This window comes from Streptomyces sp. SID5464 (assembly GCF_009862985.1).
In the GTDB taxonomy this organism is placed as follows: Bacteria; Actinomycetota; Actinomycetes; order Streptomycetales; family Streptomycetaceae; genus Streptomyces; species Streptomyces chartreusis_D.
Genome location: NZ_WWIQ01000059.1, coordinates 1 through 23,135, shown reverse-complemented (window position 1 = coordinate 23,135; position 23,135 = coordinate 1). Strand labels below are relative to the sequence as shown.

Below are 23,135 nucleotides of genomic sequence, written 5' to 3'. Positions count from 1 at the left end.
CCGGTCCGGGAGCCACCGCCTGGGGCGCGAGAGGCGGAACGCCGGCCCGGCGCCCGAAGCCGGCGCGTCGCCCGCCCCGTGCCGCCCCGGGCCGGCGGTAGCTGCAGTGCTCACCCACGCCCAGCCCCGGGACACGAGAACGGGGCCCCACCCGGAGCCCGTCTCTCGCCCCACCCCGCGCCCAGTCCCCGGCCCCCGGCCCCAGAGAACGGGCCCGTGCCCCAGGCCGGCTCGCCACCGGGCGGCGAGCCCGCTGCCCGGCTCCCCGTCCGCGAGGACACGGGGCCGCGCCCGGAGCCCGTCCGTCGCCCCGTCCCGCGCCCAGCCTCCAGTCCGTACCCCGCAGCCCCGCAGCCCGCAGTAACGGGGCCCTGCCCATGGCCGACCCGAACACCCGGGCGGCTGGCCGACTACCCGCCTCCCGGTCCACGGGAACCCGAGGCCCTGCATGGAGCCCGCCCCCGTGAAACGAGCACCTCCTCCGCCCGCGCCTCCCGACCCCGGCAACCTTCACCCCTCTGGCGGCCACTGCTCTGCGACACCCACGTAGGTACAGGCAGGAGGCCGTATGCGTAACGCAGCGATCTGGTCGATGGCGATGGCGGGGGCCGCGGTGGCCATGGCGCTGGGCGGGCCCGTGGAGCCGGCGGTTGCGGCGGGCGCGACCCTGGTCGTGGCGCCCACCGGGGACGACTCCGGCCCCGGCACGCTCGACCGGCCGCTGAGGACCATTCAGCGGGCGGTGGACCTGGCGAGGCCCGGTGACACCATCAGCGTGCGCGGCGGGACGTACGCCCTCACCGACAACATCACCATCGCCACCTCGGGTACCGCGTCCCAGCCCATCACCCTCTCGCCGTACCAGGGCGAGCGCGTGGTCGTCGACGGGGAGAAGCTGCCCGCCGGCCACACCCCGGTCGGCGGCAGCATCCCGCGTGCCGAGCGCGGGGCGGTCCACATGGAGGCGTCGCACTGGCGGATCTCGGGTCTGGAGATCGTCAACGGCCCGTACGGCGTGTACTGCGACGGCTGCAACAGCAACGTCTTCGCGCGCCTGAGCACGCACGACAACTACGAGTCCGGCTTCCAGCTCCAGGGCGCATCGAGCAACAACCAGATCCTGAACCTGGACAGCTACGGCAACCGCGACCCCCGCAAGAACGGCGAGAGCGCCGACGGCCTGGCCGTCAAGGAAGGCAGCGGTTCGGGCAACCTGGTGCGCGGCGCCCGGCTGTGGAACAACGTCGACGACGGCTTCGACGCCTGGAAGTTCGCCTCCCCGATCACGATCGAGAACACGGTGGCGTACGGCAACGGCTTCAACCGCTGGAACTTCCCCGACTTCGCGGGCGACGGGAACGGCTTCAAACTCGGCGGTGGCAGCCCGGCCCCGGCGGTGTCCCACACGGTCCGGGGCAGCGTCTCGTTCAAGAACGCCAAGCACGGCTTCACCGACAACGGCAACCCGGGCTCCCTCGCCCTGAGCCGCAACTCCACGTACGCCAACGCCGGTACGGGCTTCGACGCCGACGTCTCGGCCGGGACCGCCAGGCTCACCGGCAACCTCGCGATCGCGGACCAGCGCCCGGCGGCCGTCGGGTCCGGGACGGTCGCCGACGGCAACTCCTGGAACCTCGGCGGAACGTGGAACGCCGCCTCGGTCCTGAGCACCGACCCGGCCCCGCTCACCGGCCCCCGATCGGCGGACGGCTCGCTGCCGAAGGCTCCGGCGTTCCTCGTACCCCGGTCCGGCACCGCCGTCGGCGCCCGTTTCTGAACAGGTCGGCCGGAGAAAAGGTCCGTACTATTCACCGGGCCGACCTTTTCCGGCAGGCCGTCGCACTATCGCCAACCTTCAACTGTGGCGTGAACGAGCCATGCACAGCCGTCAATTGGTCCTCACAGTTGATGGCTCAAGCGTCGCACTGACATACTCCGCATTCAGCCTCGCCACCACCCGTGGCCGGGGCTGGTCGGGGATCCCCACACAGAACCCCGAGGCCGTCCGCGTGAATCCGAACAGCGAGTTTTTCGGTTTCACGAGACCCCCACAGAGCCCGCACCCCCACAGTGCGTCCGGCATCCCTCCACCCTGCTCGAAAGCCGGACGAGAACACTGACTCGAAGGGGTCGAGTGCGGGGCACGTAGCAGCGAAGAAGGTGCGCCTGTGCCCGAATTTCCACCGCGACGGGACGACACTCCCACATTCCCGCTTCCGCACATCGAACACACTCCGCCGTCTCGCATATCCGATCATCCCGAATTCCACTCTCTGCGTCGCGCGCAGCGCCGGTTCGGCATCCGGGCGACGATCTTGTCCGTCGGCGGATTCCTGCTGTATGTGCTGTTGTCGAGTTTTGTGCCCGCGGTGATGAACCAGCCGCTGTTCGGCCACCTCACGATCGGACTCACCCTCGGCCTCGGCCAGTTCGTCATCATGGGCGTGACCGCGTGGTGCTACGTCCGGCACATGCGCACCCGGGTCGATCCGCTCGCCCGCGGCCTGAGGTCCCGGCAGTACGAGAACGAGAACCGCCGCACCCGCTCGGCGGCGCCGCCCCAAGGGGCCGGGCAGCCCCTCCAGCACGGCACGAGGGGGTTCCGCACGTGGTGACGCTCGCCGCCATCGACGACAGCAGCCTCCAGCTCACGTTCGTACTGTTCCTGACCGTGGTCGTGATCACCCTGTTCACGGCACTGCTGACGGCGCCCCAGCGGGACGAGATCAGCGAGTTCTACCTCGGCAACCGCGCCATGTCGCCGTTGCGCAACGGCCTCGCCATGTGCGGCGACTACCTGTCCGCCGCCACCCTGCTGGGCAGCACCGGCCTGGTCGCCCTGACCGGGTACGACGGACTGATGTACCTCGGCGGCACCACCGTCGCCTGGATGATGGTGCTGCTGCTCATCGCCGAACCCCTGCACCGCACGGGCAAGTTCACCCTGGGCGACACGGTGGCGCTGCGCCTGCCCCGGCAGCAACGGCCGGTGCGGGTCGCGCTGGCCGTCTGCATCCTGGCCATCGCCACCCTCTACCTGGTGGCCCAACTCGTCGGCAGCGTGGCTCTGCTGACCCAGTTCACCGGCGTGCCGAGCGGCACCACCCGCACCCTGTGCGTGGTCGTGATCGGTGCCTTCGTGATCCTCTACGCCTCCCTCGGCGGCATGCCCGGGGCGACGGTCATCCAGATCATCAAGGCCGTGATGCTGATCGCGGGCGTGCTGTTCACCGCGGGCTGGGTGCTCTACCGCTTCGACTGGAACCCGAACGCCCTGCTCGAAAGGGCGGCCGACCGCAGCGGTACGGGCCTGGCCTTCCTCGAACCCGGGCTGCGTTACGGTGGCACGGTCAGCAACAAGCTGGACTTCCTCAGCCTCGAACTGGCCATCGTCCTCGGTCTCGCCGCCCTTCCGCACGTGCTGATGCGGCTGCTCGCCCCGCGCAGCAGCGGTGTCCTGCGCTCCTCCGTCCTGTGGGCCATCGGCCTGGTCGGCGCGGTCTGCTTCGGGGCCGGCATCCTCGGCCTCGGCGCCACCGCGCTCCTCGGCCGGGACGCCATCGAGAGCACGGACCGCACCGGCAACGCCTCCGTCCTGCTGCTCGCGCACGAGCTGGGCGGCAGTGTCCTGACCGCGCTGCTGACCTGCCTGGCGTATCTGACCCTGCTCGCCGTGGCGGTGGGCCTCACCCTGGCCGCGGCCTCGTCCCTCGCGCACGACCTGTACAGCGAGGTGATCCGCAAGGGCCGGGCGAGCCAGACGGAGGAGCTGACCGTCGCCCGGCTGTCCGGGGCGGTCATCGGCACCCTCGGCATCCTGCTCGCCCTCGTCGCCTGGGGGGCGAACACCGCGACGCTCGCGTTCCTCGCCTTCGCCATCGCGGCGTCCGCGATCCTGCCGACGATCGTCTACACCCTCTTCTGGCGGCGCTTCACGGCGAAGGGAGCGCTGCTCAGCCTCTACGGCGGTCTGCTCAGCTCCGTCCTGCTCGCCGTCTTCTCCCCCGTCGTCTCCTCCGCCCCGGCCTCGTTCTACCCCGAGGTCGACTTCGCCTGGTTCCCGCTCCAGAACCCCGGCATCGTCTCCATCCCGTTGGGCTTCCTGCTGGGCTGGCTCGGCACGGTGCTGGACAAGGGCCCGGCCGAGGAGAGCACCGCGCACGAGGAGTTCGAGGTGCGGATGCTCGTGGGCGCCGACGACTGACGCTTCGGACCGGGGCACCGGCCTCCGGGCACCGGCCACGGCCGCGCACCGGGGACGCGAATTGTTAATGGGATCCATTTTCATGTAGCGTCCTCGGTGCCTGCCCACCGAGGAGGAGTCCCATGGCTGTCCCGAAGCGGAAGATGTCCCGCAGCAACACCCGTCACCGCCGCGCCCAGTGGAAGGCCGCCACGCCGACACTGGTCCCGGTCACCGTCGACGGCGTCCGTCACCTCGTACCGCAGAACCTGGTCAAGGCCTACGAGCGCGGGCTGCTGCGCCCCGAGGGCTGACCCCGTGCCGTACGAACGACTGCCCGTCACGGTGCTCTCCGGATTCCTCGGGGCGGGCAAGACCACCCTGCTCAACCACGTCCTGGCCAACCGCGAGGGCCTGCGCGTCGCCGTCATCGTCAACGACATGAGCGAGGTCAACATCGACGCGGCCCTGGTGCGCGGCGGCGAGGCCGCCCTGTCGCGGACCGAGGAACGCCTGGTCGAGATGACCAACGGCTGCATCTGCTGCACGCTCCGCGACGACCTGCTGGACGAGGTGGACCGGCTGGCCCGCGAAGGCCGGTTCGACCATCTCCTCATCGAATCGTCCGGGATCTCCGAACCCATGCCCGTCGCGGCCACCTTCGCCTTCGCCCGCGACGACGGCGCCACCCTCGACGACGTGGCCCTGCTGGACACCATGGTCACGGTCGTCGACGCGGCCAACTTCCTAGCCGAGCTGGACAGCGGCGACGACCTCGCCGAGCGCGGTCTCGCCCCGTACGAGGACGACGAGCGCACGGTCAGCGACCTGCTCGTCGACCAGGTCGAGTTCGCCGACGTCCTGGTCCTCAACAAGCTCGACCTGGTCGACGAGGAGGCGGCGGCCCGGCTGCGGGCGGCCCTGACCCGGCTGAACCCGGTCGCCCGGCTGGTCCCGGCGACGCACGGCCGGGTGGACCTCCGCCAGGTGCTCGGCACCCGCCTGTTCGACCTGGAACGCGCCCAGCAGGCACCGGGATGGGTACGGGAACTCAACGGCGACCACGTCCCCGAGACCGAGGAGTACGGCATCTCCTCCACCGTCTTCCGCTCCGAACTCCCCTTCCACCCGGGCCGGTTGTGGACCCTCGTGACGGAGGGACTCGACGCGGGGACGTACGGGCGGATCCTGCGGTCGAAGGGGTTCTTCACCCTGGCGAGCCGCCCGCACGTCACCGGGCTGTGGTCGCAGGCCGGGTCCGTCGCCCGGTTCGAGCCGTCCGCCGCGCGTGACCACGAGGCGCCCCACGCACAGGAGCTGGTGTTCATCGGGACGCAGGTCGAGCATGACGCCCTGCACACCGCGCTGACCGGCTGCCTGATGCGGCCCGGCGAGAGCGTCCCGGCGGCCGACCCGTTCCCCGCCTGGGACACGGACGGCTTCACGGACACCTGCGAACACGAGCACGCCGCACAGCTCCCGGCCTCCCTCCACTGACCCCGGGCCGCGGCGCCCCCGGCCTGCCTATGCTGGTGAGAGGCGGTCACGCTCGGCAAGAGCGCGAAGGGAGCCGCACGTGACGGAGACCGCGCTGCGGCAGGCACGAGACGCCGTGGCCCGGGAGGCGTGGGCCGAGGCGTACCGCCTCCTGCGCGGCCTGGACGCCGGCCGTCTCGCCCCGGACGACTGTGCCGCGCTCGCCGATGCCGCCTGGTGGACCAGCCGGGTGGAGGAGTCGATCACCGCACGGATGCGGGCCTACTCCGGCTACACGGCACGGGGCGACGCCCGGCGGGCCGGATACTGCGCCTGGATGCTCTTCTACGAGCACCAGCTGGCCGGGCACACGGCCGTGGCCGCCGGCTGGCTGCGCCGGGCCCGCCGGCACCTCGGCGGCGAGCCGGAGTGCGCCGAGCAGTGCTACCTCGCCTGGATGGACGCGGAGGAGGCGCGGCAGCGCGGCGCGTTCGGCGAGGCGATGACCGCCGCCCGCCGGATGACGCACCTCGCCCGGCGCTGCGGCAGCCCGGACCTGACCGCCATGGGAGTGCAGGCGCAGGCCGGGGTCCTGGTGGCCGAGGGCCGGGTCGCCGAGGGGCTCGACCTCCTCGACGAGGCGATGTGCTCGGCCACGGCGGGCGAACTCAGCAGCTTCTTCACCGGGTGGGTCTACTGCCTGGGGCTCCAGCAGTGCATGGCCTGTGCCGACCTCGAACGCGCCGCCGAGTGGACCGACGCGGCCATGCGGTGGTGCGCGTCCATGCCGGCGGAGAACAACTACCGCGGGCTGTGCCGGGTGCACCGCGTGGAGGTACTGGAGCTGCGCGGCAACTGGCCGGAGGCGGTGGCCGAGGCCGTACGGACCTGCGAGGAGCTGCTGCCGTACGAGCGGCGGATCGCCGCGGAGGCCTTCTACGTGACCGGGGAGATCCAGCGGCACCGCGGTGAGCTCGCGGCTGCCGAGGAAGCGTACGCGCGGGCGCACGAACTCGGCCGCGATCCGCAGCCCGGCCTCGCCCTGCTGCGGCTGGTCCAGGGCAGGGCGCGGGCCGCGGCGTCGATGCTGCGTCCGGCCCTCGCCGGTCACGAGGGGGCCCCTTGGGCCGGCAGCCTCGGACGGTGCAGGCTGCTCGCGGCCCAGGTGGAGATCGCCCTCGCGCTCGGCCGGCTGGAGGAGGCCCGTACGGCGGCCGGGGACCTCGGTGCGCTTGCCCGGGAGTGGCAGCGGCGGTGCGGTTCGGCGACGACGCCGCTGCACGCCAGCGCCGCCGCGGCGGACGGCGCGGTGGCGCTCGCGGAGCGTGACCCGGACCGCGCGCTGCCCCTGCTGCGCCGCGCCCTTGCGCTCTGGCTCGGGCTCGACGTCCCTTACGAGGCGGCCCAGGTGCGGATGACCCTGGCCGCCGTGGACGGCGCATGCGGGGACGAGGAAGGGGCCCGGATGGAGTTGCGGGCCGCGCGGCAGACCTTCCAGCGGCTGGGTGCCGTACCGGACGCCCGCCGGGCCGCGGCCCTGCTGGCCAGCGCGCGCCGACGGGATGCGGGCGGGCTCACCGAGCGTGAGATCGAGGTGCTGCGGCTGGTCGCGGCGGGGCGGACGAACCGGGCCGTCGCCGCCGAACTGGTGATCAGCGAGCACACCGTCGCCCGGCACCTCAACAACATCTTCGCGAAGCTCGGCGTGTCCTCGCGGGCCGCGGCGACGGCGTACGCGTACCGGCACGGGCTGGCCGCCTGATGGGCTGTTCGGCCCATGCCGAGTCCCCGGAGATGGGCCGTTCCGGCGATGAACCGCCCCGGCCGCAGGCGTAGACAGGTGCTGTACCCGAAGCGGCGAACGGAAGGCGGGTGGCGGTCATGACCACCTCCACACCAGCCCTGGACGAGCGGCTGCTGGAGCGGCTGCGCGGCGCCCTGCGCGGTGACATCGTCCGGCCCGGCGAACCGGACTACGACGAGGCCCGCAGGGTCTACAACGCCCTGCACGACAAGCACCCGGCGATCGTCGTCAGGGCCGTCGACGCCGGTGACGTCATCGCCACGGTGGACTTCGCCCGCGACCAGGGGCTGCCGCTCGCGGTGCGCGGCGGCAGTCACAGCGTCCCCGGCTACGGCACCTGCGACGACGGTGTCGTCCTCGACCTGGGGCGGATGCGCGGCGTCCGCGTCGACCCCGGGGGGCGCACGGCCTGGGTCGGGGGCGGCGCCACCTGGGCGGACGTCGACCACGCCACGCATGCCTTCGGCCTGGCCACCACCGGCGGGATGGTCTCCACGACGGGAGTGGGCGGCCTGACGACGGGCGGCGGGATGGGCTACCTGGCCCGGCGCTGCGGTCTGGCCTGCGACAACCTGGTCGCGGTGGACCTGGTGACGGCCGACGGGTCCTTCCTGACCTGCACCGAGGAGCACGACGCCGACCTGCTGTGGGCGGTGCGCGGAGGCGGCGGGAACTTCGGCGTCGTCACCTCGTTCGCCTACCGTCTGCACCCGGTGGCGGACGTCCTCGGCGGGCCGACGTTCTACCCGCTCGACGGCGAGGTGATCCGCCGGTACCGCGAGCTCGTCGCCGAGGGCGACGAGCGGCTCGGCGCGGTGCTCGTCGTCGGGCTCGGACCGCCGGTGCCGTTCCTGCCCGAACACTGGCACGGTCGGCCCCTCTGCGGCGTGATCACCTGCTGGACCGGGCCGGAGGCCCAGGACGACGAGGTCCGCGCCCGTGTCGCCGGGCTGGGGCCGGTACTGGGCCGGCACGTGGCGCGCATGCCCTACCCGCTGATCAACACCCTGTTCGACGCCCTGGTGCCCCCGGGACTCTTCCACTACTGGAAGGGCGCCTTCCTCAAGGGCCTGCCGGACGGCGCCGTCGACGCGTTCGTCGAGCACGGCGCCACGACACCCTCCCTGCAGAGCGTGACGATCGGCTTCCCCCTCGACGGCGCCTGCCACCGGGTCGGGCCACAGGACACCGCCTTCTCCTATCGGGACGCCGACTTCTCGATCGCGCTCAGCGCGACCCTGACGACGCGTGAGGACTGCGAGGCGCAGAAGGGCTGGGTGCGCGCCTTCCACGGGGCGCTCGAACCGCACTCCCTGGAGGGCGCTTACGTCAACTTCCAGGACAGCGACGACGAGCACCGGGTGCCCGTCAACTACCGCGGGAACCACGCCCGACTGACGGAGCTGAAGCGGCGTCACGACCCGGGCAACCTGTTCCGCCTCAACCACAACATCGCTCCGTGAGGACGAGGTGTGCACGGGCCGGAGGAATCCTGTGGGCCCGCCGGTGTTGAACCCTGTATGAGCTCCGTGATCGCGACGACCAGGTTCTCCGTCCTCGACCGCTCCCGCACTCGCGAGGGGCACACGCATCCCGAGGCGCTGCGTGACACCGTGCGGCTGGCCGGGGAGCTGGAGGGGCTCGGGTACCACCGGCTGTGGGTCTCGGAGCATCACGGCGTACCCGGGGTCGCCGGTTCCGCGCCGACCGTGCTGGCGGCGGCCGTCGCCGCCGCGACACGGACGATCCGGGTCGGCACCGGCGGGGTGATGCTGCCCAACCACCGGCCGCTGGTCGTGGCCGAGCAGTTCGGGGTGCTGGAGTCGCTGTTCCCCGGGCGGATCGACATGGGGCTGGGACGGTCCGTCGGCTTCACGGACGGGGTGCGCAGGGCCCTGGGCCGTGACAAGGAGGACGCCGAGGACTTCGAGGCCCAGCTGCGGGAGCTGCTCGGCTGGTTCCGGGGCACCTCCCCGACCGGGGTGCACGCCCGCCCCGCCGAGGGGCTGGCCGTGCCGCCGTTCGTCCTGGCCATGGGCGAGGGGGCCGGCATCGCGGCCCGCCTCGGCCTGCCCATGGTGATCGGCGACCTCCGGAACCGGGACAGGATGCGGCGCGGCATCGACCACTACCGCGACGGTTTCCGCCCCTCGGCCTGGGCGAGCGAGCCCTACGTCGTCGTCTCGGGCACGATCGCCGTGGCCGCCACCCCCGAGGAGGCCCGGCGGCTGCTGATCCCGGAGGCCTGGTCCATGGCGTACTCCCGCACCCGCGGCACCTTCCCGCCCCTGCCGCCCGCGGAGAGCGTGGATGCGCTCACGATGACCGCCAAGGAGCGCGGCTTCTACGAGTCCGGCCTCACCGGCCACATCGCCGGCACCGAGGAGCAGGTCGCGCACGAGCTGGAGACGGTGCTGAAGGAGACGGGAGCGCAGGAGGTCCTCGTCACCACCAGCACGTACGACCGCGAGGCCCTGCTGGACTCCTACCGGCGGCTGGCCGCGATCGCCTCCGGTTAGAGTCGTTGCCCATGCACGACTGCCACGGCCCCCACGACCCGTACGTCCGTGTCCGCGGCGCCCGCGAGCACAACCTCAAGGGCGTCGACGTCGACATCCCCCGGGACGTGCTGGCCGTGTTCACCGGCGTGTCCGGCTCGGGCAAGTCGTCGCTGGCGTTCGGCACGATCTACGCGGAGGCGCAGCGACGCTACTTCGAGTCGGTCGCGCCGTACGCGCGCCGGCTGATCCACCAGGTGGGCGCGCCGAAGGTCGGGGAGATCACCGGTCTGCCGCCCGCCGTCTCGCTCCAGCAGCGCCGCGCGGCTCCGACCTCACGCTCCTCGGTCGGCACCGTCACCAACCTCTCGAACTCGCTGCGCATGCTCTTCTCCCGGGCCGGCACCTACCCGCCCGGCGCCGGGCGCCTCGACTCGGACGCCTTCTCGCCCAACACGGCGGCCGGCGCCTGCCCGGAGTGCCACGGGCTCGGCCGGGTGCACCGTACGAGCGAGGAGTTGCTGGTCCCCGACCCGTCGCTGTCGATCCGCGAGGGCGCGATCGCCGCGTGGCCGGGCGCCTGGCAGGGCAAGAACCTGCGGGACGTCCTCGACGCGCTCGGGTACGACGTGGACCGGCCGTGGCGGGAGCTGCCCGCCGGCGAGCGTGAGTGGATCCTGTTCACGGACGAGCAGCCGGTGGTCACCGTGCACCCGGTGCGGGACGCGGACCGGATCCAGCGCCCGTACCAGGGCACGTACATGAGCGCCCGGCGGTACGTGCTGAAGACCTTCTCGGACTCCAAGAGCCCGACCCTGCGGGCGAAGGCCGAGCGGTTCCTCACCAGCGCGCCCTGCCCGGCGTGCGGTGGCAGCCGGCTGCGGCCCGAGGCACTGGCGGTGACGTTCGGCGGCCGGACCATCGCCGAGCTGGCGGCGCTGCCGCTGGTGGAGCTGGCCGCCGCGCTCGACGCGACGTCACAGACCGCCCGGGTCCTCACCGACGACCTCACCTCGCGGGTCGCGCCGGTCGTCGAACTCGGTCTCGGCTACCTCAGCCTGGACCGGCCCACCCCCACCCTGTCCGCGGGCGAGCTGCAACGCCTGCGCCTCGCCACCCAGCTGCGCTCCGGCCTGTTCGGTGTCGTCTACGTCCTCGACGAGCCGTCGGCCGGGCTGCACCCGGCGGACACCGAGGCCCTGCTCGTCGTGCTGGAGCGGCTGAAGGCGGCCGGGAACTCGGTGTTCGTGGTGGAGCACCACCTCGATGTCGTACGCGGTGCCGACTGGCTGGTGGACGTGGGTCCGCACGCGGGCGAGCACGGCGGGCGCGTGCTGCACAGCGGCCCGGTCGCCGAGCTGGCGGCCGTCGAGGAGTCGGCGACGGCTCGCTACCTGTTCGACCGCTGCCCCGCCCCGGCGCGCGTGGTCCGCGAACCGAGCGGGTGGCTGAGGACCGGGCCGGTCACCCGGCACAACCTGCGCGATGTGTCCGCCGAGTTCCCGCTCGGCGCGTTCACCGCGGTCACCGGAGTGTCCGGCTCCGGCAAGTCCACGCTCATCGGCGAGATCACCGAGGAGACGGCCGGGGTGGGCCGGCTGGTCTCGGTCGACCAGAAGCCGATCGGACGCACCCCGCGCTCGAACCTCTCGACGTACACCGGCCTCTTCGACGTCGTGCGCAAGGTGTTCGCGGCTACCGACGGGGCGCTCGAGCGGGGCTTCGGCGTCGGCCGGTTCTCCTTCAACGTGGCGGGCGGGCGCTGCGAGACCTGCCAGGGCGAGGGGTTCGTCAGCGTGGAGCTGCTGTTCCTGCCGAGCACGTACGCGCCCTGCCCGGACTGCGGCGGGGCCCGGTACAACCCGGAGACGCTGGAGGTGACGTACCGGGGGCGGAACATCGCGCAGGTGCTGGATCTGACGGTGGAGAGCGCGGCCGAGTTCTTCTCCGACACCCCGCCCGTGGCCCGCAGCCTCGGCACCCTGCTCGACGTGGGACTGGGCTACCTCCGCCTCGGTCAGCCCGCGACCGAGTTGTCCGGCGGCGAGGCCCAGCGCATCAAACTGGCGAGCGAACTCCAGCGCGGCAGGCGCGGCCCCACGCTCTACCTCCTCGACGAGCCGACGACCGGCCTCCACCCGGCCGACGTTGACGTCCTGATGCGCCAGCTGCACGGCCTCGTCGACGCCGGGCACACCGTGATCGTCGTCGAGCACGACATGTCCGTCGTCGCGGGGTCGGACTGGGTCATCGATCTCGGCCCGGGCGGCGGCGACGCGGGCGGCCGGATCGTGGCGGCGGGGCCACCGGCGGACGTGGCGCGCTCGGCGGAGAGCCGAACGGCGCCGTATCTGGCGCGCACGCTGCCCGGGGGCCGGTGAGGCGCGTCCGGTGCGGGCAGGAACATCCTGCGTCGTACGTCGGCCGGTACTCGGGGCATGCGCACGGCGAGCCGCCGTCGCGGGGGCCGGCCGCGGCGAGCGGCTGCCGCTGATCGGCGATCCCGGTGGCCGCGGCCCGCCGGCCCCGCGCGGCGGCACCCGTTCAGCGACCGGGCCGCGCCTGCGGCCGCACGGCCCTGTCCCCGGCCCCGGGACGTGCCGCGCAGCCGGAGCCACCCTCACGGGCGGGACGGGCGCCACCGCACGGTCGGCGCAGGTCCTACGCCACGAGCACCGCGTGCGTCCACGACGGCGCCGTCGTCTCCGGTGGCTGGGCGGCGCCCGCCAGAGCACGGCGGTCGGGGCTGCTGCCCGGTGGGATGGGGGCGCGGACCTCGACCTCGGCGACCAGGCCGCGGGTCGTCGCGACCCGCCACAGGGAGGCGAGCAGGGTGTCGTCACCGACGAACGCGGCGGCGGTGGTGCCGGTTCCGCCGGTGAGCCGGTAGCCGATCCGGACCGGCTGGACCGGCACCCCGGCGTCCAGGGCGGCCTGGAAGACGGCCCGGCGGAAGGGGCCCTGGGCCCGGCCGCACCAGGTGCTGCCCTCGGGGAAGGCCGCGACGGCGGCGCCCTCGCGCAGGGCCCGGGCGATACGGGCGACGGTGTCCGGGAGGGCCCGCAGCCGGTCCCGGTCGATGAACAGGGTGCCGCCGCGGGCGGCGAGCGGCCCGGCGACGGGCCACCGCCGTACCTCGGTCTTGGCCAGCATCCGGGCGGGGCGTACGACGGCGAGCAGCGGGATGTCCAGCCAGGAGATGTGGTTGGCGACCAGCAGCAGTCCGCCGGTGGGGGCGGCGGCGCCGTTGACGCGGACCCGGACCCCCGCGGCCCGCACGATCCACCGGCACCACCGCCGGATCAGGGACGCCGGTATCCGAGCACCGAGCGGCGAGAGCGCGATCCCCGCGAGCAGGAGCAGCACGACCCCGGTGAGCCGCAGCACGGCACGCGGCACGGCCCGCGCCGGCACCACCGCCGGCGCCTCCACACAGGCCTGCGGCGTGCAGGGCGCGGTGGGCAGCCAGGCACTCATCAGGCGGGGACGAGGGACAGGAAGTGCCGCAGGTAGCGCGGGTTGACCCGGCTCATCGGCAGCAGCACGTACAGGTCGGCGACGCCGAAGTCCGGGTCGTGGGCCGGCTCGCCGCACACCCAGGCGCCGAGGCGCAGGTAGCCGCGCAGCAGGGCGGGCAGTTCGACGCGGGTGGCGGGTGCGGGACCCGGGACCCACGGCAGCAGCGGCTGGACGCGGTACTCCTGCGGCGACAGGTGCTTGGCGCTGACCCGGTCCCAGGTGGCGGCGGCGAGGGTGCCGCCGTCGGCGAGCGGGACGGAGCAGCAGCCGGCGAGCCACTCATGGCCCCGGTCGACCATGTAGCGGGCGATCCCGGCCCAGATGAGGCTGATGACCGCGCCGTCGCGGTGGTCGGGGTGCACGCAGGAGCGGCCGACCTCGACGAGCTCGGGCCGGATTCCGGCGAGGGAGCTCAGGTCGAACTCGCTCTCGGAGTACAGCCGCCCGGCGACCGCCGCGCGCTCGGGCGGCAGCAGCCGGTAGGTGCCGACGACCTGGCCGGTCGTCTCCTCGCGGACGAGCAGGTGGTCGCAGTACGCGTCGAACGGGTCGACGTCCAGCCCCGGTTGCGAGCCGGCCAGCAGGGCGCCCAGCTCCCCGGCGAAGACGTCGTGCCGCAGCCGCTGCGCGGCACGCACGTCCTCCTCGTTCCGGGCGAGGGCGACGGTGTAGCGGGTGGGGGCCGTGGGCTGCGCGGGGCGGTCGACGGTCAGTACGCCGGTCATGGCTCTCTCCTGGTCACGGGCCGGGGGCGGCGAGCGGTGCCGCCGCCACTGTTGTGCCCATGCCGCCTGACCTTCGCGTGACCAGTGCCAGGAGCGCGGATGCCGGGATGTTGAATGCCAGGAGCGCGGAAAGGCGAGACGGGGCCGGTGAGCACCAACCGGCCCCGCCCGTCCGCACCACACGGCGAACGCTTCTACCTGCCCGGACCTACCGCTTGCTCACCTTCCGCGTGGCCCGCAGCCACTCCTTGTTCATGCCGGTGATGGACATGAGCGGAATGCCCTTGGGGCACGCCGTGGCGCACTCTCCCGTGAGGGTGCACCCGCCGAAGCCCTCCTCGTCCATCTGCGCCACCATGTCCAGCACCCGCGTCTCGCGCTCGGGCGCCCCTTGCGGCAGCACGTTCAGATGGTTGATCTTGGCGGACGTGAACAGCATCGCGGCGCCGTTCGGGCACGCGGCGACACACGCACCGCAGCCGATGCACTCGGCGTGTTCGAAGGCGAAGTCGGCGTCCGGCTTCGGCACCGGTGTGGCATGTGCTTCGGGAGCCGCACCCGTCGGCGCGGTGATGTACCCGCCGGCCTGGATGATCCGGTCGAAGGCCGAACGGTCGACGACCAGATCCTTGATCACCGGGAACGCGGACGCCCGCCACGGCTCGATGTCGATCGTGTCGCCGTCCTTGAACGACCTCATGTGCAGCTGGCACGTGGTCGTCCGCTCGGGCCCGTGCGCATCGCCGTTGATGACGAGCGAGCACGCACCGCAGATGCCCTCGCGGCAGTCGTGGTCGAAGGCGACCGGCTCCTCGCCCTTGAGGATGAGCTCCTCGTTGAGGGTGTCGAGCATCTCCAGGAAGGACATGTCGGAGGAGATCCCGTCCACCTCGTACGTGGACATGGCGCCTTCGGCGTCGGCGTTCTTCTGCCGCCAGACGCGCAGGGTGAGCTTCATGCGTAGCTCCGCTGGGTGGGGTGGACGTACTCGAAGACCAGGTCTTCCTTGTGCAGGGTCGGAGCCTCGCCGGTGCCGTTGAACTCCCAGGCGGCCGCGTACGCGAACTCGTCGTCCTTCCGGGCGGCCTCGCCGTCGGGTGTCTGGGACTCCTCGCGGAAGTGGCCGCCGCAGGACTCGCTGCGGTGCAGCGCGTCGAGACACATCAGCTCGGCCAGTTCCAGGTAGTCGACGATGCGGTTGGCCTTCTCCAGCGACTGGTTGAACTCCTCGCCGGTGCCGGGGACCTTGATGCGCCGCCAGAACTCCTCACGGATCTGCGGGATGCGCTCCAGCGCCTTGCGCAGTCCCGAGTCGGTGCGGGCCATGCCGCAGAACTCCCACATGAGTTCGCCGACCTCGCGGTGGAAGGAGTCGGGTGTGCGGTCGCCGTCGACGGACAGCAGCAGGTTGAGCCGGTCCTCGGTCTCGGCCAGCACCTCCTGGACGACCGGATGGCCGGTGTCGACCTGGTCCGTGTGCGGGTTGCGGGCGAGGTAGTCGTTGATGGTCGCCGGGAGCACGAAGTAGCCGTCGGCCAGTCCCTGCATCAGCGCGGAGGCGCCGAGCCGGTTGGCCCCGTGGTCGGAGAAGTTGGCCTCGCCGATCGCGAACAGGCCGGGGACGGTGGTCTGGAGGTCGTAGTCGACCCACAGGCCGCCCATCGTGTAGTGCACGGCGGGGTAGATCCGCATGGGCACCTGGTACGGATCCTCGTCGGTGATCCGCTGGTACATGTCGAAGAGGTTGCCGTACTTGGCCTCGACGGCCCCCCGGCCCATGCGCTTGATGGCGTCGGCGAAGTCGAGGTAGACGCCCTGGCCGCCGGGGCCGACGCCCCTGCCCTCGTCGCAGACGTTCTTCGCGGCGCGGGAGGCGATGTCACGGGGCACCAGGTTGCCGAAGGACGGGTAGATGCGCTCCAGGTAGTAGTCGCGCTCGTCCTCGGGGATCTCGTTCGGCGGGCGGTCGTCGCCCCTGGCCTTCGGCACCCAGATGCGGCCGTCGTTGCGCAGCGACTCGCTCATCAGCGTCAGCTTGGACTGGTGGTCGCCGGTGCGCGGGATGCAGGTGGGGTGGATCTGGGTGAAGCAGGGGTTGGCGAACCAGGCGCCGCGCCGGTGCGCCCGCCAGATCGCGGTCGCGTTGGAGTTCATGGCGTTCGTCGACAGGTAGAAGACGTTGCCGTAGCCGCCGCTCGCCAGTACCACCGCGTCCGCGAAGTACGTGTCGATCTTGCCGGTGACGAGGTCCCGGGCGACGATCCCGCGCGCCCGCCCGCCGACGACGATCAGGTCGAGCATCTCCGTACGCGGGTGCATCTCGATGTTCCCCGCGGCGATCTGCCGGCTGAGGGCCTGGTAGGCGCCGAGCAGCAGCTGCTGTCCCGTCTGGCCACGGGCGTAGAAGGTCCGCGACACCTGGACGCCGCCGAAGGAACGGGTGTCGAGCAGGCCGCCGTACTCGCGGGCGAACGGCACGCCCTGCGCCACGCACTGGTCGATGATCTCGACGGAGATCTGCGCGAGGCGGTGGACGTTGGACTCGCGGGCCCGGAAGTCGCCGCCCTTGACGGTGTCGTAGAACAGCCGGTGGATGGAGTCGCCGTCGTTGCGGTAGTTCTTCGCGGCGTTGATGCCGCCCTGCGCGGCGATGGAGTGGGCGCGGCGCGGGGAGTCCTGGTAGCAGAACTGGACGACGTGGTAGCCCTGTTCGGCGAGGGTGGCCCCGGCGGAGCCGCCGGCGAGGCCGGTGCCCACGACGATGACGGTGTGCTTGCGCCGGTTGGCGGGGTTGACCAGCTTGGCCTCGAAGCGGCGCTTGTCCCAGCGCTCGTGGACGGGGCCCTTCGGGGCCTTGGTGTCGACGACCGGTTCGCCGGTCGCGTAGTCGGTGTAGGTCATGTCAGCTCACCACTCCGGTCATGACGCCCACGGGTACGGCGATGAAACCGGCCGTGAGCAGCAGCGCGAGGACGTCGGCGACGGTCTTCAGGGCACGGTCGCGGGTGCGGCTGCCGGCGCCGAGGGTCTGGGCGGCGCTCCAGAAGCCGTGCCGGACGTGCAGGCCGAGCGCGAGCATCGCGACGATGTAGATGACGTTGCCGTACCAGGTGGAGAAGGTGTCCACGACGTTCTGGTACGGGTGGCCGGGCCGGAAGCCGGGGTGCACGGTGCCGGTCGTGAGGTCCAGGATGTGCCAGACGATGAACAGCCCGAGGATGATCCCGCCCCACCGCATGGTCCGCGTCGCGTAGCTCGCGCGCGGCCTCTTGTGCACGTACTTGCCGGGCCGTGCCCTGATGTCGCGGCGGCTGAGCTGGTACGCGGAGACGGCGTGGGCGACGACGGCGGCCACCAGCACGATCCGGACCAGCCACAGCGTCCACTCGTAGTGCATGAACGGCTCGCCGACGGTGCGCAGCCAGTGGGCGTAGTGGTCGAACTCGCCGGCCCCGAAGAAGATCTTCAGGTTCCCGATCATGTGGACGACCAGGTACAGCAGCATGATCAGCCCGCTGACCGCCATCACGGTCTTCTTGCCGAGGGTGGAGTCCCACACGGTGCGTGCCATGGACGGCCGTCGGTCCGTCCGCGTTGCCAGAGCCATGTCACAGCACGCTACGGACACGGAGCCGATCGGTCCAAGACATGGTGCGGCTTGATTCCATAGGCCGGGGCTATCGTACGAGTATGCAGTTCCACCAGCTCCAGTACTTCGTGGCCGTCGCCGAGACCCGGCACTTCACCCGGGCCGCGGATCTGGTCCATGTCGCGCAGCCGTCACTGTCGCAGCAGATCAAGGCGCTGGAGCGGGAGCTGGGCGCGGACCTGTTCCTGCGGGCGCGGGGCAACATCACGCTCACGGACGCCGGCGAGGCCCTCCTGCCCCTGGCCCGGCGCATCCTGGCCGACGCGGACACGGCCCGGCACGAGGTGCTGGAGCTGGTGCAGCTGCGGCGGGGACGGGTGCGGCTCGGTGCCACGCCCAGCCTGTGCACGGGCCTGCTGCCGGACGTGCTGCGCGCCTTCCACGACCGCTACCCGGGCATCCGGCTGCTGATCGAGGAGGGCGGTTCGCACGACCTGGTGCGGGAGCTGGCACGCGGCGCGCTGGACCTCGCCCTGGTGGTGCTGCCCCTGCCGACGCCGTCCCCGGCGCTGACGACGGTGGAGCTGCTGCGCGAGGACCTGGTCGTGGTCTCCTCACCGGACGCGCCGAGACCCGGCCGGGGCCGGCGCACCGTACGCATCGCCGACCTGGAGGGCGAGCGCCTGGTGATGTTCCGGCACGGCTACGACCTGCGCGAACTGACCGTGGCCGCGTGCCGCGCGGAGGGGTTCGAGCCGGACTTCGCGGTGGAGGGCGGGGAGATGGACGCGGTGCTGGGGTTCGTGCGGGCGGGGCTGGGGGTGGCCGTCGTGCCGCGCATGGTGGCGGCGAGATCGGGCCGCGGCCTGCGCGTCACGCCGCTGGCCCGGCCCGGTCTGCACCGCACGATCGCCCTGGCCCACCGCAGCGACGTGGCGCCGCCCCGGGCGGCCAGGGAACTCCAGCGCATGCTGCTGGAACGGTGAGCGGCGGCCGGTGCCCGGGGGCGTTCCCCTCGGCGGGTCAGCCCAGGCTGGCGTTCTGTTCGTCGGAGGTGGTCCGGTCGGCGGAGCTGGTCCGGTCGGCGTCCCGGCCGGGGCCGGCGGACTCTTCGTCGGCGGTCTCTTCGTCGGCGGGCGCGGCGTTCCGGCGGGACAGCAGGGAGACGGCCAGGGCGAGCAACCCGCCGATGGCCGCCTGGACGGCGCAGTAGATCCAGAAGCGGCTGTCGCCGTCGGGCGAGTCCGTGGCCCGCTGGTAGAACCAGCCGCCGGCCCACGCGCTCGCGAACGCACCGATGCCGGTGGCCAGGCGCTGGTTGCCGAAGACCACTCCCGGGCTGTCGGGCGAGTAACGCAGCGCCTCCAGCTCGCTCTTGAGGAAGAGCACCACCTCCCCCAGGCTGATCAGCACGACGCCGACGACGACGGCGAGGAGTCCGGCCCACCCGATCAGCAGCAGGCCGCAGGCGAAGAGCGCGAAGGACAGGGCCGTGGCGAGGGGAAAGCCGAGTCCGTTGATGCGTTTCGCCAGCACGGGCTGGAGCGCGACCACGAGCAGCCCGTTGATCAGCAGCAGGACGCTGAAGACGGTGGACGAGTAGTGCGCCACCACGTACAGGCTCAGGTAGTTCTGGAAGAACATGTACGCGTAGAAGCCGAGGGCCGCGGTGATGACCGGCGGGATGAGCAACAACCGCACCGCGCCGCCGCGTTCTTTTCGCGGCTCGGGCCGCCGGATCTCGGCGTCCGGGGGCAGCGCCTTGACGTGCAGCAGCGTGACGGCGGCGAAGATGCCCGAGGCCACCGCGAACACCGCCATCGGCGCGCGCATGATGAAGAGGCCGGAGATGAGCGGGCCGAGCGCCATCCCGCTGTTGAGCGCCGCGTTGTTGAGGGACAGGAAGAGGGGCCGGCGGTCCGCGTCGCAGTCCCGGACCACGTAGGCCTTGTTGGCCGGGAGGTACAGCGCCACGCCGACCGCCGACAGCAGCAGCGCCGGGATCGACAGGGCGGGGGCCCTGATGGACACCACGAACAGCGCGAAGCTGATCGTGCGGATCACCAGGGCCACCACCATGGTGCGCCGGAGCCCGAACCTGTCGGCGACGTACCCGCCGACCACGCCACCGGACATCTGCACGAACGACGCCACGGCGATGACGAGGCCGACGACCTCCAGGTCCATCTTCATCCGGTCGTGCAGGAAGAAGGACATGAACGGCATGACCATGAAACCGGCCAGCGGGATCAGGAACGAGGCCGCCAGGAGGAGCCTGAAGGTCGGCGACAGCTCGTTCATGCGCCTCAGGCGTCCGAGTGCTGCGTTCAGCATGCGTTGCTCCAGCGAGGGATCGTGCGAGGTGGTGCGAGGCCGGGGCCGGCCCCGCCGCCGAAGCCGGTCTGTCAGGATGGCACGACGGTCGACAGGGCGGCGCGCAGGGCCAGTTCGGCATCCCGCAGGGCCCGGCTCGGCGCTCCGGGCGACGGCACGTAGTGGTTGTAGTAGCTCGACCCCTCCGTGTGCGGCCCCAACAGGAAGATCCGCTCCTGCACGGCGCCCGCGGCGTCCACGGCCCGGCCTTCCCGGGTCACGTCCAGACCGGTCGTGCTCGCGCTGCGGTGCCGCAGGGTGCGCAGCCGGCCCGCCTTGGCCAGTCCGCCGAGCAGTGAACCCTCGGCCTCGTCCGCCGCCGGTTCCTGCACATGGGCCAGGACGACCCGGTCCGCCTCCAGCCGGTGGGCCGCGGCCAGAGTCGTGGACTCCAGCGTCCACACGGCGCCGTCCGTGGAGCGGCGCAGCAGGCTGTGCGCGCCGGGTGCGGGACGTACGACACCCGCCTCGATCAGCGCCAGCAGCTCGGCCGAGCGGTCCAGTTGGGGGCCGATGACCGTGCGGTTGACCAGGGAGACGAAGTCCGAGAAGAAGTCGCCCATCGACTCGTCGTCGAGGCCCGGCGGATCCACCACGGCGCGCAGGACGTCCCGGTGGTCCCGCAGGACCTCCAGCGCCTCCTTGACGGGGCTGACGCCCAGGCCCGCCCGCGCCTCGGCGAGGTCGTCGGCGACCCTGGCGACGAACCAGTCGGTGTAGTCCTGGTACGTCTCCCAGGAGGACGGCCCGGCGGCAACGGAGAGCAGACCGCTCACCGGTGACGGCCCGAAACGTTCGCGTGCCCGCGCGAGCAGCGGCTCGGCACCCTGGGTCCGCACCAGGTCCGCGAACTCCCGCCGGGCCGCGTCCGCGTCACCGGTGTGCCGGGCGAGGCAGGCCCGGTAGTAGGTGAGGTCGATCTCCGCCTCGACCAGCGGCACGATGTCCTCGGCGAAGTTCAGCCGCCCGCCCGGTCTACCCTCGCGCAGTTCCCGGACGCGCGTGGGCGTCAGGACGAGCGGCTCGCACTTGATCCGCCCGGGGTTGAGGACGGGCCGGCTGCGATAGGGCAGGCCGTTGCGGGAGGCCAGGACGATCCGCGGTTCCCGGCCGCTGGGCAGGTACCGTGTCTCGCCGTTCTCGCCGGTCACATGCCGCCCCCCGCGCCCGAGGGTGAGGCTCGCGATCACGTCCATGGCGGTCAGGCCCATGCCGAGCACCACGACGCGTTCCCCGGGGCGCACCGCCTCGACCGCGTCGGGCAGCGGGTAGGGGCACGTGATGGTCGCCGGGTCGGTCTCCTGACGCTGCGGCTGGTGCAGGGTGTGGTGCCCGACCGTGAGGAACGCCGCGTCCACGACGACGGAGGTCCCGTCGTCCAGAAGCACCTGCTCACGGTCGCCCAGCTGCACCAGGCCGGTGGCCGACGCCTGGTGCCGTACGACGCGGAGCCGTTCGGGAGCGGCGCCGACGATCCGTTCGGCGGCCCAGGCCAGATAGTCGCTCAGCAGCCTGCGCGGCAGGAAGTCGTTGGGCCGGACGGCACGGCCCACGCCGGGGCGGACGGTGTAGCCGTCGTCCTGGACGCGCAGGTCGCGTTCGAGGCACCAGTCGTACAGGCTGGGCCCCGGGATGCCTGCCGGGCCCGTCACCATGGCGGCGTCGGCGAACGCCGTCAGCTGCGAGCAGACGGTGTTCAGCAGCAGGTAGTCCGGCTGGTCGGCCCGGTGGAAGCCGGGGCCCGGTGGCCGCGGGTCCACCAGGTGCACGGTGAGGTCGAAGGGCTCCGCCAGGCACATGCTGACGAGCCGTTCCAGGACGCCCAGCCCGCGCGATCCCATGCCGACGACAGCGATGCTCGGGCCGGGGCGGCGGCTCTCTGTGGAGGCGGACATCTGGTTCACCACCGGCTGGTCTCGCCGAAGAAACCGGGGATTGCCGTGGTCTGCCCCGCTGCCCGCGCCTTGTCGAGCGCATAGGCCCCGACGGCGAGGTCGAGCACGCCGAGCCCGAAGGGTGAGAAGATCACCGGCTTGCTCCCGTCCACGGTGACGTCGCCGTTCAGGACGTCGGCCAGGGTGCCGTCGACGAAGTCCCGGTTGCCCACGAGCTGTTCCGCCAGGTGCGGCGAGGTGTTGGCCTTCAGGCAGTGGTCCACGTCGTCGAGGATGTTGTGCGCGCCCAGGACCACCTCGGGGGCCAGATCGCGCAGCGAGACGTTCAGCACCAGTTGGCCCGGGCGGAAGGACCGGGTGACGTACGGTTCCAGGGCCGTGGTCGCGAACACCACGACGTCCGCGTCCAGGGCCTCGTCCAGGTCCGGTGTGAACCGGGCGGTCCGGCCCCGCTCGTTCAGGTGCTCGGCCAGCAACTTGCCCGAGGGCTCGTGGATGTCGTGCACCAGGTAGGTGTCCGGCCGGCAGCCGACGACGTGGAGGTACTCGCAGATGTTGCGGGCGATGACCCCACCGCCCACGACCGCGACCCGGCCGCCGGCGAGCCCCTCGGGGCGCAGGGCCCGGGCCGCCACGGCGGCGGATGCGGCGGTGCGCGCGGAGCTGATGTTGGCGGCTTCCAGACAGGCGATGGGATAGCCGGTCTCGTAGTCGTTGAGGATCAGGACGGCGGAGGCCCTGGGCCGGCCGGCGGCCACGTTCTTGGGGAAGCTGGCTATCCACTTGATGCCGGCGAGCTGCACATCGGCCCGCAGCAGCGCGGGGAGCGCGATGATGCGCGAGTCCGGCTTCTCGGGGAAGCGCAGGAAGTAGCTGTCCGGGTTGATGGTCTCGCCGGCCTGGTGGTCCCGGTAAGTGCGCTCGACGATGTCCACGACCTCGTCGCGGTGCTGGTCCAACTGCTGTCGCACTGCCTCACCGGCGACGACTTCGAATGTGAACACGGTTCTCCTTAAGGGACGTTCGGGGTTCTGTCGCTGCGGCTTCTCATCTCCGCACCAGCAGGCCGCGGC

Annotated in this window: 18 protein-coding genes; 10 read left to right on the top strand and 8 right to left on the bottom strand. The window is 72.2% G+C overall.

Annotated features, from left to right (window positions below; genetic code table 11):
• Positions 1-568 precede the first annotated feature (568 nt).
• From GTY47_RS28635 to GTY47_RS28595, 9 genes are all read left to right on the top strand, one after another.
• Positions 569-1,777 carry a right-handed parallel beta-helix repeat-containing protein gene (locus GTY47_RS28635; RefSeq protein WP_010043584.1) on the top strand — a complete coding sequence of 403 codons (1,209 nt, stop codon included), beginning with the start codon at positions 569-571 and terminating at the stop codon, positions 1,775-1,777.
• Between the two features lie 391 nt (positions 1,778-2,168).
• Positions 2,169-2,615, top strand: a complete 447-nt coding sequence (locus GTY47_RS28630; RefSeq protein ID WP_010043583.1) for a DUF485 domain-containing protein — start codon at positions 2,169-2,171, stop codon at positions 2,613-2,615.
• Entirely contained in the window at positions 2,609-4,204 is a 1,596-nt protein-coding gene (locus GTY47_RS28625; protein WP_010043582.1) for a cation acetate symporter, read from the top strand. The genes GTY47_RS28630 and GTY47_RS28625 overlap by 7 nt, the downstream gene beginning before the upstream one ends.
• Before the next feature lie 122 nt (positions 4,205-4,326).
• The gene (gene rpmF / locus GTY47_RS28620; RefSeq protein WP_010043581.1) at positions 4,327-4,497 is read left to right on the top strand and encodes a 50S ribosomal protein L32; all 171 of its coding nucleotides are present in this window, start codon (positions 4,327-4,329) and stop codon (positions 4,495-4,497) included.
• Positions 4,498-4,501: 4 nt separating this feature from the next.
• On the top strand, positions 4,502-5,680 hold the full coding sequence (locus tag GTY47_RS28615) for a GTP-binding protein (RefSeq protein WP_010043580.1): 1,179 nt from the start codon (positions 4,502-4,504) through the stop codon (positions 5,678-5,680).
• Positions 5,681-5,759: 79 nt separating this feature from the next.
• Positions 5,760-7,421, top strand: a complete 1,662-nt coding sequence (locus GTY47_RS28610) for a helix-turn-helix transcriptional regulator (protein ID WP_010043579.1) — start codon at positions 5,760-5,762, stop codon at positions 7,419-7,421.
• Positions 7,422-7,540: 119 nt separating this feature from the next.
• The gene (locus GTY47_RS28605) at positions 7,541-8,926 is read left to right on the top strand and encodes an FAD-binding oxidoreductase (RefSeq protein WP_010043578.1); all 1,386 of its coding nucleotides are present in this window, start codon (positions 7,541-7,543) and stop codon (positions 8,924-8,926) included.
• Between the two features lie 57 nt (positions 8,927-8,983).
• Positions 8,984-9,982, top strand: a complete 999-nt coding sequence (locus GTY47_RS28600; RefSeq protein WP_010043575.1) for an LLM class flavin-dependent oxidoreductase — start codon at positions 8,984-8,986, stop codon at positions 9,980-9,982.
• 11 nt (positions 9,983-9,993) lie between these two features.
• Positions 9,994-12,342, top strand: coding sequence for an excinuclease ABC subunit UvrA (locus GTY47_RS28595; protein ID WP_010043573.1), 2,349 nt, complete (start codon positions 9,994-9,996; stop codon positions 12,340-12,342).
• Positions 12,343-12,622: 280 nt separating this feature from the next.
• Here GTY47_RS28595 and GTY47_RS28590 read toward each other — a convergent pair whose 3' ends face one another.
• The 5 genes from GTY47_RS28590 to GTY47_RS28570 all read right to left on the bottom strand — a co-directional run bounded on the left by GTY47_RS28590 (position 12,623) and on the right by GTY47_RS28570 (position 17,776).
• Positions 12,623-13,438: a lysophospholipid acyltransferase family protein gene (locus GTY47_RS28590; protein WP_029181428.1), complete on the bottom strand. Its 816-nt coding sequence runs from the start codon at positions 13,436-13,438 to the stop codon at positions 12,623-12,625.
• The gene (locus GTY47_RS28585; RefSeq protein WP_010043569.1) at positions 13,438-14,205 is read right to left on the bottom strand and encodes a GNAT family N-acyltransferase; all 768 of its coding nucleotides are present in this window, start codon (positions 14,203-14,205) and stop codon (positions 13,438-13,440) included. Before GTY47_RS28585 ends, GTY47_RS28590 begins: the two co-directional genes overlap by 1 nt.
• Positions 14,206-14,413: 208 nt before the next feature.
• Positions 14,414-15,163, bottom strand: a complete 750-nt coding sequence (locus GTY47_RS28580) for a succinate dehydrogenase/fumarate reductase iron-sulfur subunit (RefSeq protein ID WP_010043567.1) — start codon at positions 15,161-15,163, stop codon at positions 14,414-14,416.
• Positions 15,160-17,106: a fumarate reductase/succinate dehydrogenase flavoprotein subunit gene (locus GTY47_RS28575; RefSeq protein ID WP_010043564.1), complete on the bottom strand. Its 1,947-nt coding sequence runs from the start codon at positions 17,104-17,106 to the stop codon at positions 15,160-15,162. Before GTY47_RS28575 ends, GTY47_RS28580 begins: the two co-directional genes overlap by 4 nt.
• Position 17,107: 1 nt before the next feature.
• Complete coding sequence (locus GTY47_RS28570) at positions 17,108-17,776, bottom strand: succinate dehydrogenase (RefSeq protein ID WP_010043563.1); 669 nt, start codon at positions 17,774-17,776, stop codon at positions 17,108-17,110.
• A gap of 119 nt (positions 17,777-17,895) precedes the next feature.
• On the opposite strand from GTY47_RS28570, the gene GTY47_RS28565 reads away from it, so the two are divergent.
• Positions 17,896-18,780: a LysR substrate-binding domain-containing protein gene (locus GTY47_RS28565; RefSeq protein ID WP_010043560.1), complete on the top strand. Its 885-nt coding sequence runs from the start codon at positions 17,896-17,898 to the stop codon at positions 18,778-18,780.
• Positions 18,781-18,817: 37 nt separating this feature from the next.
• On the opposite strand, the gene GTY47_RS28560 is transcribed toward GTY47_RS28565, so the two are convergent.
• The 3 genes from GTY47_RS28560 to sbnB form a co-directional block, all read right to left on the bottom strand.
• The gene (locus tag GTY47_RS28560) at positions 18,818-20,128 is read right to left on the bottom strand and encodes an MFS transporter (RefSeq protein WP_010043557.1); all 1,311 of its coding nucleotides are present in this window, start codon (positions 20,126-20,128) and stop codon (positions 18,818-18,820) included.
• Positions 20,129-20,199: 71 nt separating this feature from the next.
• Positions 20,200-22,062, bottom strand: a complete 1,863-nt coding sequence (locus tag GTY47_RS28555; RefSeq protein WP_010043555.1) for an FAD/NAD(P)-binding protein — start codon at positions 22,060-22,062, stop codon at positions 20,200-20,202.
• 5 nt (positions 22,063-22,067) lie between these two features.
• A complete protein-coding gene (gene sbnB / locus GTY47_RS28550) occupies positions 22,068-23,066 on the bottom strand; it encodes a 2,3-diaminopropionate biosynthesis protein SbnB (RefSeq protein ID WP_010043553.1) in 999 nt (332 codons plus the stop codon).
• Positions 23,067-23,135 lie beyond the last annotated feature (69 nt).